General features: G+C 54.9%; 9 protein-coding genes. 3 read left to right on the top strand and 6 right to left on the bottom strand.

Annotated features, from left to right (window positions below; genetic code table 11):
* Positions 1–1,071, top strand: a 1,071-nt coding sequence (locus SFX18_09865; GenBank protein MDX1963448.1) for a lyase family protein, incomplete at its 5' end; no start/stop codon positions are given.
* Positions 1,072–1,625: 554 nt separating this feature from the next.
* On the opposite strand, the gene SFX18_09860 is transcribed toward SFX18_09865, so the two are convergent.
* The 5 genes from SFX18_09860 to SFX18_09840 all read right to left on the bottom strand — a co-directional run bounded on the left by SFX18_09860 (position 1,626) and on the right by SFX18_09840 (position 9,439).
* Entirely contained in the window at positions 1,626–2,573 is a 948-nt protein-coding gene (locus SFX18_09860; GenBank protein ID MDX1963447.1) for a PEP-CTERM sorting domain-containing protein, read from the bottom strand.
* A gap of 408 nt (positions 2,574–2,981) precedes the next feature.
* Entirely contained in the window at positions 2,982–3,944 is a 963-nt protein-coding gene (locus SFX18_09855) for a PEP-CTERM sorting domain-containing protein (GenBank protein ID MDX1963446.1), read from the bottom strand.
* A gap of 372 nt (positions 3,945–4,316) precedes the next feature.
* A complete protein-coding gene (locus SFX18_09850; protein MDX1963445.1) occupies positions 4,317–5,237 on the bottom strand; it encodes a PEP-CTERM sorting domain-containing protein in 921 nt (306 codons plus the stop codon).
* A 439-nt stretch (positions 5,238–5,676) separates the two neighbouring features.
* Entirely contained in the window at positions 5,677–8,508 is a 2,832-nt protein-coding gene (locus SFX18_09845) for a hypothetical protein (GenBank protein ID MDX1963444.1), read from the bottom strand.
* 109 nt (positions 8,509–8,617) lie between these two features.
* Positions 8,618–9,439 carry an ATP-binding protein gene (locus SFX18_09840; GenBank protein MDX1963443.1) on the bottom strand — a complete coding sequence of 274 codons (822 nt, stop codon included), beginning with the start codon at positions 9,437–9,439 and terminating at the stop codon, positions 8,618–8,620.
* Positions 9,440–9,804: 365 nt separating this feature from the next.
* Between SFX18_09840 and SFX18_09835 the strand changes: the two genes are divergently transcribed.
* Positions 9,805–10,083, top strand: a complete 279-nt coding sequence (locus tag SFX18_09835) for a hypothetical protein (protein MDX1963442.1) — start codon at positions 9,805–9,807, stop codon at positions 10,081–10,083.
* 107 nt (positions 10,084–10,190) lie between these two features.
* Here the strand turns inward: SFX18_09835 and nadD are convergent, their stop codons facing one another.
* Complete coding sequence (gene nadD / locus SFX18_09830; GenBank protein MDX1963441.1) at positions 10,191–10,799, bottom strand: nicotinate-nucleotide adenylyltransferase; 609 nt, start codon at positions 10,797–10,799, stop codon at positions 10,191–10,193.
* A gap of 124 nt (positions 10,800–10,923) precedes the next feature.
* Between nadD and priA the strand changes: the two genes are divergently transcribed.
* Positions 10,924–13,206: a primosomal protein N' gene (gene priA / locus SFX18_09825; GenBank protein ID MDX1963440.1), complete on the top strand. Its 2,283-nt coding sequence runs from the start codon at positions 10,924–10,926 to the stop codon at positions 13,204–13,206.
* Positions 13,207–13,303 lie beyond the last annotated feature (97 nt).

The raw sequence follows: 13,303 nt of genomic DNA, 5'->3' as shown, positions 1-13,303 counted from the left end.
GGGCTGGACCTGCTAATGCAACGGCTGGTTTCTGTCATTGACAAATTGGCCACTTTTGCCGCCCGATATCAGGATATGCCCTGTTTGGCGTTTACGCATCTGCAACCGGCCCAACCCACGACCGTGGGCAAACGGACCACGTTATGGATCTATGATTTAGTCCTGGATCTGGCCGAATTAGAGCATCGCCGCGAGACCTTGCGGGCACGGGGGGTCAAGGGGACCACCGGGACCCAGGCTAGCTTTTTGCAGTTGTTTGACGGCGACCATTTTAAGGTGCGGGAACTTGATCGCCGCGTAACGCAAAAAATGGGATTTGCAGCCAGCTATGAGGTGACGGGCCAAACCTATCCGCGCAAAGTTGACGCGATGATTTTGGACGCGCTGGCGGGAATCGCCCAATCGTGCCAAAAATTTGCGACCGATTTGCGGTTATTGGCCGCGCGCAAGGAACTGGAAGAACCGTTTGAAACCCAGCAAATTGGCTCAAGCGCGATGGCTTATAAACGCAATCCCATGCGGGCCGAGCGGATGTGTGGGCTGGCGCGTTATGCCATTAGTTTAGCCGAAAACACCGCACAAACTGCCGCCACGCAATGGATGGAACGGACGCTGGATGATAGCGCGAACCGCCGGTTGGTGATCCCCCAGGCTTTTTTGGCCGTGGAATCGATTTTAATCCTCTATGAAAATATTGCCGCGGGTCTGGTGGTTTATCCCCGGGTGATAGAACGCAATTTGCGTGAGGAACTGCCTTTTATGGCGACCGAAAGTTTGCTCATGGCGGCGGTTTCGGCGGGGGGGGATCGCCAGGAACTGCACGAACGAATCCGCCTGGCAAGCGTGGAAGCCGCGAAGCAGGTGAAAGAACAGGGATTACCCAACGATCTGCTGGAACGCCTCAAACGTGATCCGGATTTTGCGGGGATTGATCTGAACGCGGCCATGGAAACGAGCCAATTCACGGGTCGCGCGGGACAGCAGACCAGGGAATTTTTGGACGAAGTGGTAGGGCCGATCCGCCAAAAATATCGCCATCATGCGGCTCTGGCGGCGGAAGTGCGGGTTTAATACGCTTTCTAGCTAAACATAGCGCGGCTAGCAATTTATGAAGGCACCCAGTAATACTGGGTTATTTCCGCATGACACAACCGCGTTGCGGTAGCTTCCCTCACCCCGGCCCTCTCCCAGAGGGAGAGGGGGTATTCCCAGGGTAGCCGCTACGCGGCAACCCTGGGCTGAGTTCCATAACCGCGTTGCGGTAGCTTCCCTCACCCCGACCCTCTCCCAGAGGGAGAGGGGGTACCGCAACGCGCCCTGTTCAATGATAAAACTGGGTAACAAAGCCCACGGGTTGGAGCGCAGCGAACAACCCTGGGAAAAAGAACAAAACCAAGGAACTCCTACTCCAACAGAGTTGCGGAATCCCTTGGTAAATTGGGTCAAAACCGCGCTATGATTGCTTGCGATTAGTATGAGCGGGCGCTGCATTAAACAGCGAGTTAATTTTTTAGCTGATTTCAATAGAATACAACCGCCATGCTAGGCATCGATATAAAAAAACAGGGCTGTCCGAATGGACAGCCCTGTGGCAAAGAAACCCTAATTACTCGTCAGTGCATGTGTTAGCTGGTCTTGCGGCGACGGAGGCCAAATACGCCAGCCGCTGCAGCTAAACCGCACAGAACGTAAGTCGAAGGTTCGGGAACGATCCCGACAAATTCAACCCCGCTGAAAGCGCCTTCACCGTAGGGGGTCGACACGCCACCAGGATTGCTGCCAGGCAGGTTGCCGTCGGTGGAGTAGTTCGAACCACCCGAGGCCGAGGGGGCCGAGGAGGTCGAACGAATCCGATGATGCGAGAACGGGGTAAAGGTGGTCTTATCCGTGGGGGTCGCCGTGGGGGAGACACCCGCCAGATTAATTGTAAACTCCCCAATCAAAACTTCCCAAGAATTGGGACGGGTACTGGAGGGCTGCGAAACGCCGGGAACAACTGCGCCGCCAGGAACAAATGGCTGGGTGAACCGCCAGTTGTAGGTCTTGGTCGCGCTGGGAATCAACACTCCTTGACGGTGATAAGCCGAAAGGAGGGGATTGGCCGCAGTCGCGCCACCACCCGAGGTGATGTAGCGTTCGTCAGCACCCCAGTCCAAAATGCCGTCGCCCAGGACGTCGGCAACATTGTTCGGAGCGGCAGCGCCATTGGCATCACGCATCAAATCGCCAGACTCATCGGCGGTTGTGGCTAAGCTAAAATTCGGAGTCGGCAGCGTGGCGGCACGGGCGGTAACGCCGCTATTGGTGCCCGGGGCGACAGCCCCCGCGCCAACCTTCCCGCTGTAAATGTTAAGCTGACCGCCAGTGATGCTGTCAGTGTTAAAGCTGTTATCTCCGCCATGATCGATCACGGCATAAAGATTAACAACGTAGGCGCCAGGAAGGGCGTCCTTAGATTTGGTGCCATCAGCAAAACGAAGATCGTATGTCATAATGGCCATCGCGCTCGTGGCAAACATGCCCGAGCATGCGGCGGCAATCATGCCCGCCAGCATTTTCTTCTGCAAACTCATGAGCTTTCTCCCTATGTGTGTAGGCCTCGGAGTAATTGGGTGCCGAGGCTTACTTTAACATGCAGCCACAAAGGGAGTCAACAATTTGGTAATCTGGAATCTAAGAAAAAACTAAAATAATCCTCACAAATCCCCAGTATTTAACTGGCATTAGCTGGTTTTGTTGGTGGTATATTTGGCGTAACTCTAGTCATTACATTCACTTATGGAAAAAATTGCCCAATTTGCCATAAGTTGAGTGTTGATTAGTAAGTTAGTGATGATTCAGGATCATGAGTACTGCCTGGATTCAAAAGGGAGGTTCTCCGCCAGAATTCCTAATTCTTCCAACCTGCCTCATGGGACAAATTGGTGGGGCTGTCACGGTCATGACAGCCCCACCTAGCTGGTTTTTCTAGTCACCGCAAACTACGCAAACTTACGACGGAGGCCGAACAACCCCGCAAATGCGGCCAACCCGCACATGAGGTAGGTGGAAGGTTCGGGGACGACAAAGCTGACACCACTAAAGGAATCAGGTCCAAACGGCACATTCAAACCACCAGGATTGGTGTTGGGGGCGCTCCCATCTTGGCTGTAGTTGGCACCGGCGTTGGTCGTCGGGGAGGTGCTGGTCGCGCGGTAGCGGTTTTGGGAAAACGGAACAAACGAGGTCACATCGTTGCCGCCAGCGGCGGGGTTTAATCCATTAACCGCAATCGTAAACCGACCCACGAGCACTTCCCAGGAATTGGCACGGGCGGCGGATGGCTGAGAAACACCGGGGATCACAGCTTGGCCCAACTGAAATGGCTGCGTAAAGCGGAAAGCATAGATCTTGGAGGCGTTAATGAGCGAGCCTTCGCGGTGATAACCGGACAGGATCGGGCTGGCCACGGTGGCACCACCACCGTTGGTGATGTAACGTTCGTCAGCACCCCAATCCAGAATGCCGTCGCTCACATAGTTCACGCCCGCTTCAAAGGCGTTCGGCTGGGCGATACCATTTTCATCGCGTTGCAAATTGCCGGACTGATCGGCGGTGGACACAAATTGGAAATTAGGCGTGGGGACAGCCAATTTCGCGGTTACGCCGCTGTTGGTGCCAGCGGCCAGAGCACCCAGGCCGGTGTTTTGGCTGTAGATATTCACAGCGCCGCCGGTCACGGTGTCGTCATTAAAAGTGTCGTTGTTACGGTCGATGATGGCATAGAGTTCAACGGCATAATTGCCGGTGGTGGGATTCAAGACCGTCTTGTTGTCGGCTGTGGCTCCGACGGTTCCCGGGGCAAAGCGCAGGTCATACGTCATGACCGCCAAACCGGTCTGGCAATACTGGCCGATGCAGGCCGCCGCCAGAGCTCCCGTGAAAAGTTGTGTCCGCAAACGCATTAGCAATCTCCTGTGTGTAGGTAACCAAAACATAGGTGCCATACAGAAGAAAATAACGAGGTTTTCCGCTAGGTCAACGAAATCAACGGGGGGGACGGACAAGTAGTTGAAAACTGTTGAATTGATAACAAAACCCACATTTTCTCACATGTTTTTGCGGGAAACGACATGCAAAACATACCTAATGCACACACGTCTCTCACAATAATCCAGTATGAGGCTGGCAATTGTGGTGGGCAGTTTTATAGAAATTAAAATATTGATATCAGCATTTCCGACTGTGTGCCAATACAAAAACGGGGTTGTCCAAGAACTGGACAACCCCGTTGGCACAAAAAAAGCGAGGAATAACCAATCTGCCCTAGTCATCAACTAGGCAGTCAGGCGGCGACGGAGTCCGTAGACACTGGCGATGGCGGCCAAGCCGCACAGGACAATCGTGGAAGGTTCGGGAATGACACCATTAAATGTCACACCGCTAAAGGAACCATCGGCATAAGGTACGTTCACACCACCCGGCAAAGTCGTACCCAGGGCACCGTCTTGCACGTAGTTACTGCCACCCGCGGCGGAGGGAGCCGTGGAACTGGCACGATTACGGTGCCAAGAAAAGGGAGTAAAGGAAGTCGTACCAGTACCACCAACACCGTTTACATTAATTGTAAATTGGCCAATCAGGACTTCCCAGGAATTGGGACGAACGGTGGAGGCTTGGGAAATTCCACCAGGAATCGCTGTCCCAGGAACAAACGGCTGGGTGAAGCGCCAGTTGTAGGAACGGGTCGTAGCGGCAACTGAAGCGCCATTCACAAAGTAGTTGGACAACAGGGGATTAGCGGCAGTGGCACCGCCACCCGACGTGATGTAGCGTTCGTCGGCACCCCAGTCGAGGATGCCGTCACCCGTGCCAGCGGTGTTGGGGACCGTGGAACGGAGCAGATCGCCTGACGCGTCAGCCGTGGTGGCCAAGCTGAGGTTGGGGGTGGTCAAAGCGCCGGTGCCGGGAGCAACGCGGGCGGTAACACCACTACCAGCGTTCATGGCTCCGCCACCAGTGGAACTGCTATAGATATTCAGCAGACCGCCAGTGATCGAATCGTCGGCAAATCCACCAGTTCCCTGATCGATGATGGCATATAGGTTAACTGTGTAATTGCCCACAGCTGCGTCTTTAACCTTGGTACCATCGGCAAAGCGCAGATCGTAGGTCAAAGCGGAAAAGGCGGGGGCGGCAAAAATGCCAGTGCCAACAGTTGCAATCGCGCCAAGCAAAAATTTGTTCTTCAAGTTCATGTTCAATCCTCGCTTAAGTGTGTAGGCCTCGGAGTAAATTGGTGGGTTGCCATGATGAGGTGCAACCGTAACCAAGTAAGTCAGAAAAAGTGATTTAGTGCTTTCTTCAGAAGCGGGTATAGTGCCGGTTACCCGACTTCCGTCCCGTGAGATGAAAACCTAGCAAGCCAATGAAGATGGCTGCTTCTCTAAACCACTAGCGACTCCAAAAAAGAGAAGTAAAAGCGAAGATTTCCGTTGGGCTATCTTTGCCGCGATTACCTCAAAGAACACTTACAACCGTGCCTGCACTGCGCAGGTCGAACTACACATACCTTAACCAGAGCTAGCTGATTGGTCAAGCTTTTGGCTAGGTCCAGTCCAAAAAATCCCAAAAAATTTCTCCAGGTCCACTAATTGGCAAATTCGTTAGCGGGCTTTTAGTAAAAAATGCCCGATTTTAGGCTGTTTTGGCCCGACGGCGGAAAAGGCCGAAACCCGCCCCCAGTCCCGCCAAAAAAGCTAACCCCCACGCGGAATTTGGCTCGGGAGTGGCGGTTACAGTGGCCTCCGCCAGGGGATTTCCCATTCCCGAGCCTAAATAGCTGTCCACGGGCAAATAATCGGCGGTATCGACGATTCCGTCAAAATTTCCGTCTCCAAAGATCCACCCCCCTACCCCGCCACTCCCCATATACCCCTGGTTAGAGTCCACCACCAAGTAATCCAGGCCATCCACCTTGCCATCGAGGTTGTAATCCCCCGGAAAGGTAAATCGCACTAAAATTTGCTGAAAACCGGTTCCCGCCGTCGAATTCCCTAGTGTCAGATCATAAAACGGATTCCCCACATCTCCAAAATTTGCCACGGCGTTATCCACCGGAACAATGATGCGGGTGCCGCCACTGTTCAGGACCGTGGTAGACGCGATCCGCGGGAGATTCGGCGTGTCGGTGAAAAAATTATCGACGTATTGCGTGATTAAAGCCCCCGGATTAGGGTCACTGGGGGTGGAACTATAATGGAGCACCAGATCGTTGTCTTGCAGGTCCAGGACGCTATTTTGGCCCAAAATCAGCCCCGGAATGCCGCTTCCGCCATTTGCTTGGCGATTGTCCAGCAACACTAGTCCGTCAGAGCCGCCATCGGTAGTTAAAGCCGTCAACGTCGTGGGTTGGTTGGCTGTTCCCGCCGTTAGTTCCAGCCGGTTTAGCCGCAGTCCCATGACGGATAGCGTAGCTCCCGCGGATAAGTAGGTTTGGCCGACCGTGGCTCCCAAAGGCGTGGCGAAGCTGATTTCGCCCGAAACATGGCCTAAAACATGATTTCCCGCGGTAATTGATAATTGGCTATCACTGGCTGTGGTAATGACAGCGGCTTTATTGCCGGTGATGCTGCCTAGGGGGGATACGACCCCCCCTAACTCTAGTTTGGCCCCCGATTGAACCTCCACGGTTATGCCCGGGGGCAAAGTGGAAGTTGCCCCCTGAGGCAGGGCAAAGGCCAGTGTGCCAGTCTCTATCACCAGCGAACTCCCGGAGGTAAAGGTTGTTGATCCCGTCAGCTGAATTGGCTGATTTCCCGCTAAAACATGCAGTTTTCCCCGGATTTCCACAGGCGCGGAAATCGTGTGTTGTTGAGTATTGCTAAGCAAATTTGTCAAATAGGGGTTGTTGCCGTTGGCTTCTAAAATGAGTTTGCCCGTGCCGCTAGCCGCGACCGTGTAGCCCGCCATGGTATTATCAAAACGAAGCCCGGCGACCGTGATCGTTTGATTTTGAAGATCGACACTTCCTCCGCCGGTAAAATTCTGACCCAAAAGCGCCTGGTCAAAAATACTGTTAGGAATGGCTTGTTCCGTCCAGTTAGCTGCTTCAGACCAGTTCCCTCCACCTGCCAGCGCCCATTGATTGGGCGTTAGAATTTCCTTTGGTTGGACGGAAAACCGCCCATTCGGCTCATCCACAACGACCCAGCGAAACGGTCCATCGACAATATCGCCAAAGCTGGGGATTGGCCCGGCGATGATTTCGGTACTGGCGGCAAACATATTCGTGCCGATCAACCCGTCAATGGTTAAAACTTGCCCGGTGGTGGGGTTTTGCACCGAAATATCGTTGACCAGGACCGGTGCCAAGCCATAGTTAAGGTGATTTGGATCGCCAAAGTCGCTAGTATTTCCCTGTAAAGTTCGTAAGAGCATCGTGTCTAGGTAAAACCCAGCGATTTTTTTGGTCCCGCCAATTCCACCCACTTCCAGGGTGTATTGTCCCGGGACCAGGGTGCCTGGCAATTGGGGGTTTTGCGGATCAAATTCCTCGAGGCGGGGGTTTTCGGTCCCTTCCGTGCCGGGCCGGTAGCGCACATGCAGATCGGCCGCCACGCGGCTGGAGATCATTGATGCCGCCGCCCCGGTATCGAGCAGCAAACTCCCGCTTGTTTGGTGCCCGTTATAACCCAGAACCACCGGCGGTGTATTATCGGTCGGGGGATTTGGGTGGAGCTGAAGGACGGGGTTGGGACCGATAAACGGATTATGGGCGAGGGTGGGGCCGGGTGCCCCGACAGGGTCAACTTCGGTAAATTCGTCCAGTTGGGCGTAGCTCATCTGCACTTGATAGGGGGTCGGGGGAATGCCGGGATTGGTCGCGAGACTATTGGGGTTAAAGGGAGTTCCAGGGTTGTAAACAAACGTCCGCATCGTCCCCAGGGGGAGACCGATCGTGGGGTCCACATCGACCGGGGTGGGGTCGATAACCACGACTTTTCCCGCAAAAATAGGCATTCCAAAGACGTCTAACCCATCTAACAGGGGATTTGAGGGGGGAAACGCCATCTGCAAGCGGATCGGGCCAAAGTTTTGGGTGTAATTGGCTGGATTTTCCGCATCCAGGGTATCTTCAAATGGCGCCAAGCCCACATATAGGGGTTCGGAAACGTGAAATTCCTCGGCCCCGGCGACACCCACGTCAAAATAAGAGACCAACGGCCCGTTTGGTTCGGGAAAGCGAGACTTGGCAATTCCCATAAAGTCCGCTGTTTGGTCGCTTAGTAGTAAACCGCTGGCACCGGTATCATAAAAGGCCTGAATATTGATGGTAGTGATGCCAAAGCCAAAATCCGCCACCAGGGGGGCTCCATTGGGCGAGCGGCGCAAAACGGCATTAATGCGCGGTTGGTCTAGCCCCGCATACTGAATGCCGATGATGTCGATGGCATGGAGTTGTGTGCTGATAAAAGCCACAAAACACAGACATAATCCCCATTTTGCGGGGGAAAAAATAGAAAGCATGGGGAGCGCGTCGGGGGGAAAGACAATTGCACGATGACCTTGCCTAACTCATTATCATAGCAAAGCCAGCCTCGGCGAACCCCGTTCTCGTTCCGAGAACTTGCCAAATTTAAGAGATTTTTCCGCTGGCGACGGGTAGTTTAAGTGTAAAGGCCGTCCCTTTACCAACGCTGCTTTCCACGCGAATCCGCCCATGATGGGCTTCGATAATGTCCTTACACAGGGATAACCCCAGGCCGGTTCCCCCTTTGCCAGTGGCATCTGGCCCACTTTTGGTTGTGAAATACGGATCAAAAATGCGTCGAAGCGTTTCCGGCGGCATCCCGCAGCCAGTGTCCCGAACAAAGATATCCACGTAACCCGGTTCTTGGGCCGGGGCTAAACGTAACACCAGTTGTCCCCCCTGCGGCATGGCTTGACGGGCATTAACCACCAAATTTAGCAGCACCTGCTGGATTTGATTGCCATTCGCCCAGACAGCGGGCGTGGTCGGTTCAAGCTGCAGATCTAGCCGGATTTTGTATTTTTGCAGTTCCCGTTCGAGCAAAACCAGCACATCCTCGATGACTTTATGCAGGTCGGTCGGCTCAAACTCGCTGGTGCGGTTTCGGGCAAATCCCAACACGCCATTTGTGAGCCGTGCCGCGCGTTGTCCCGCTTCCAGGATTTTTGTCAGTGCTTTTTCACGCGTGGGGTTATCCGCGTGGCGCAAACCTAGTTTAGCGTAGTTAATGACAGTTGTTAGAACATTGTTAAACTCATGCGTGGTGGTTCCCACCAAGTCCCCCAAGGCTGTTAAACGCTGCGCATGCTGGAGTTGTTTTGTTAAATGCGCGATTTGCTGGCGGGCGGCGACTAATTCCTGCTCTGTTGTGGCAACGGGGGAAAACGGGGCAATTGACACAGAATGCTCAGAACTGACCGTGGACATTCAATAGTTCCTTTGCTTGCCGTAAAAAGCGGTGCAGCAAATTTTCCGCAAGTTCCCTGGCGAAAACATCAGGCGGGGAGATTTGCCCGCTTTGGGTAAATCTCCCAAATTAAACTTCCCATTTGGCCGATGTTAACTGCCTTGCGCAGGTTTAAGGGCATTATTTGGGGAAGTTTTAAGTCGTAACAGGGGTATCGTCCAACTAACCTAGGAGACTGGAATAGCCCCCGTTAGAATTCAAAGCTAGGTGCTAGAGGTTAACGGGGAATCCGCCAGGGCAAGCCGGCGCGACCCATTCACCGCTAGCAAGGTAAAAATCAGGAAGATTTCCGCCGTTTGTGCGTTTACCAGGCAGGAGGCCAACCATGCCCAGCGAACGTGTCCATACCGTCGATTTATTGGATCAGGGAATTGCCGCCCTGCAAAAGCTAGGTTATCAGTTGCGGATTGAGCCAGAATTGGGCCAGAGTAGCGTTTGCGAATTAAAGGGCAAACCGTGGCTGATCCTGGATCCCAATCAAGCCCCGCGGGAGCAATTGCACGTCGTGCTGGATGCCCTGCGAAGAGAGCCCGCGCTGGGTTCGCGGGTGGCCTTGAGCGCGGAATTGCTGCGAACGCTGCAATTTCAGGCGCGTGCGGCGTAAGGTAGCGGAACTAGTAGCGGAACTAGCAAGAAGTTCCGAGGGTTCTTTGTAGCGGAATTTGTTAGGGTCAGAATTCTTGCGAATTCTGCTACGTCTTGCGAATTCTGCTACGCACCATACAGCTTGTGCGTGATTAAATATAACTCGACAGCGCGGGGGGTTTGGTAGCGAATACTGGATCCAGCCGCGGCGGCCTGGCGTATCTGGCTAGAACTTAGCCCCATGCCGGGCATGACGACCCCGTTAGCGGCGATTTCTTTTAACCGCTGCGAAGAGACAAACGGAGCCAACAGTTGCCAGTCGGGCGAAGTGTGCCCTTCTCGATTTACTACCAGCGGGAGAGCCAGCGTGCAGATTTCGGCAGGTTCTTTCCAGTTTGGCAGGTCGTGCAGGGAATCCGCTCCCAACAATAAAAATAAATCGGCGGCTGGTTCTGTTTTATGAAAATATCGCAGCGTTTCCACGGTATAGCTAATCCCGCCGCGATCCAGTTCGCAGGTGGAATAGGCAAACGTATCCTGGCCGCTGATGGCCAGCTTCAGCATTTCCACCCGATCCGCCCCATCGGCCCGCAGCTGGCCCAGTTTATGCGGGGGAATATTGGCCGGTACAAAATAGACCCGATCCAGCCGGGCCTGCTGCCGAGAGGATTCCGCCAACAACAAATGCCCATAATGCACGGGATCAAAACTTCCGCCAAAAATTCCCAATCGCATAAAATTCTACCGTAAAAATCCACATCCAAAGAACGCGGTCTCCCGGGGGACACGATTTTACCGCGACATTCGGCCGGTCCCCTCCCCCGTCCGACTTTCCGGGAATTTGGTATCATAACGGGCTATGGCCGCACAGCAAAATCTGTTTACCTTTGAAGCTGAACCGTGGGAGGCGGACGATCGTCGCGATCGGTTGATCGCCACGGTGGTTTTTCCCGCGGGCGTGGAACAGCCGTTTGATTACGAAGTCCCCGAGCCTCTGCGGGCGAGCATAAAAATTGGTCAGCGGGTCGAGGTGCCGTTGGGACGGGGAAATCGCCCCACGGTGGGCTATTGTGTAAAATTAGCCCCCAACACCACGAGCCAGCACAAGCTGAAAAGCGTGGGTCGCATCATTGACGAGCGTCCGTTATTGACCCCCGCGATGTTGAATCTGACACGCTGGATGGCGGACCATTACCTATGTACTTGGGGAACGACGTTACAAACGGTCCTGCCGGCCGCCGTACGGGCCAAGCAAACCCTGCGGGAAATTACCCAGGTTACGCTTCATCCCCAGGTTCACCAGCGTTTGGCCGCTTCTCAACCACCTAAAATCACGCCCAAACAGCAGGCAGTCCTGGCCTATCTGACTAAAAACCCCGCGACGATCAGTCTGGCGGATTTGGCACGGCAGTGTGAATGCACGCCGGGGCCGATTCAATCCCTGGCAAAAAAAGGGCTCATCAAGCTGACCAAACGCTTTGTTGGCGAAGGGGTGGGCGTGGAGGCGGACACGCCGTCCGAGGCCCAATTAAAGCTGAACCAGGATCAAACGCGGGCCTTGGCCGCCATCATCGATCCGATGCGCGCTGGAGAGCACGCCACGATTCTTATTCATGGAGTCACTGGCAGCGGAAAAACCGAAGTGTATATGCAGGCCATCGATGAGACACTGAGCTTTGGCCGACAGGCAATCATGCTCGTGCCGGAAATCAGCCTCACCCCCCAAACCCGCGAACGCTTTCAAGCCCGCTTTGCCCAGGTGGCGGTGTTGCACAGCCATTTGCGCGATGCCGAACGGTTGTGGCATTGGGAGCGGATTGCCCGGGGAGAGGTATCGGTCATTGTGGGGGCGCGCAGCGCGGTGTTTGCCCCTTGCTCGCGCCTGGGGTTGATAATTCTCGATGAAGAGCACGAGGGGAGTTTCAAACAAAGCGAAACACCGCGGTATCACGCGCGGGATGTGGCGCTGTGGCGCGCGCGGGAAGAATCTGTCCCCCTGGTGTTGGGATCGGCCACTCCGGCAATCGAAAGTTGGCACCGGGCCCAGTCCGGCCAGGCGGTCCTGTGCGAACTTCCGCGCCGGGTTTCCAATCGTCCCCTGCCCGATGTGCTGACGGTGGACATGCGCGACGCCCGGCAAGTGCGCGGCGCATTGAGTCGGCAGTTGCAAAACGCCATGAAACAAACCCTGGCCGACCGGGGGCAGATCATTTTACTACTCAATCGGCGCGGATATTCCACGCATATCCAGTGTCCAGGCTGTGGTTTTGTCGTGCGCTGTCCCGATTGTGAATTGCCCCTGACACACCATCGCACCGGTGAAATTGCGGTTTGCCATTATTGCGACCATTCCGAACGCGCCCCCGCGGCTTGTCCCCAATGCAAGCTTCCTGGACTGCGCTATTCGGGGATGGGCACCCAACGATTAGAAGCCGAAGTCAAAGCCAGTTTTCCCGAAGCACGCGTGCTGCGCATGGATACCGACACCATGAAACAGCCCGACAGCCACGCGCGGGCGTTTGAGGCGTTTAGCAAGCACGAGGTGGATATTTTGCTGGGGACGCAAATGATCGCCAAGGGTCTGGATTTTCCCAATGTGCTGCTCGTGGGGGTGGTCAATGCCGACACGGCGTTGCATTTGCCGGACTTTCGCGCGGCGGAGCGAACGTTTCAACTGGTGACGCAGGTCGCGGGTCGCACAGGGCGGGGAGAACGTGGCGGCCGCGTCCTGGTCCAGACCCTCAATCCCGATCATTACGCTATTCAAGCCGCCTCCCGCCATGATTATGCCCAGTTTGCCGCACAAGAAATGCCCTTGCGCGAGGGAGGTCATTTTCCTCCCATTTGGCCCCTGGCGCGGGTGATTGTCCGTGGTCCTAACGAGCAAGTGGCCCAGGCGACCGCGCAAACCCTGGCCGACCAGGTACGGAAAAATTTGGAACAACTCACCCCGGACCTGCGATTGCTGGGTCCCGCGGCGGCCCCCATGCCCAAGCTGCGCAATCTGTACCGGTTTCATTTTTTGGCGCAGGCGGCGGACGAAGGGCATTTGCGGACAGCCCTGCGGCAGGCGCAACTTTCGGCGGCTCCCCCGGAAGAAGTCCAATGGGTGGTCGATATCGACCCGCAGGAAATGCTCTAAGCAGGCACCAATTTGGCAGCAGGTAAAATGATTTTGACAATTTGGGGGATTTGCGCGACAATTTAAGCGGCGGTTTACCTTTTCCCTTCCCGATCCA

This window comes from Pirellulales bacterium (assembly GCA_033762255.1).
Classification (GTDB): Bacteria; Planctomycetota; Planctomycetia; order Pirellulales; family JALHPA01; genus JANRLT01.
This window is presented reverse-complemented; position numbering and strand designations above follow the sequence as displayed.

Excerpts from the sequence above, each read along its gene's own strand:
- SFX18_09840 (MDX1963443.1), bottom strand. The coding sequence starts at position 9,439 with ATGTCCACGGTCAGTTCTGAGCATTCTGTGTCAATTGCCCCGTTTTCC.
- SFX18_09850 (MDX1963445.1), bottom strand. The coding sequence starts at position 5,237 with ATGAACTTGAAGAACAAATTTTTGCTTGGCGCGATTGCAACTGTTGGC.
- nadD (MDX1963441.1), bottom strand. The coding sequence starts at position 10,799 with ATGCGATTGGGAATTTTTGGCGGAAGTTTTGATCCCGTGCATTATGGG.
- SFX18_09855 (MDX1963446.1), bottom strand. The coding sequence starts at position 3,944 with ATGCGTTTGCGGACACAACTTTTCACGGGAGCTCTGGCGGCGGCCTGC.
- SFX18_09835 (MDX1963442.1), top strand. The coding sequence starts at position 9,805 with ATGCCCAGCGAACGTGTCCATACCGTCGATTTATTGGATCAGGGAATT.
- SFX18_09860 (MDX1963447.1), bottom strand. The coding sequence starts at position 2,573 with ATGAGTTTGCAGAAGAAAATGCTGGCGGGCATGATTGCCGCCGCATGC.
- priA (MDX1963440.1), top strand. The coding sequence starts at position 10,924 with ATGGCCGCACAGCAAAATCTGTTTACCTTTGAAGCTGAACCGTGGGAG.
- SFX18_09845 (MDX1963444.1), bottom strand. The coding sequence starts at position 8,508 with ATGCTTTCTATTTTTTCCCCCGCAAAATGGGGATTATGTCTGTGTTTT.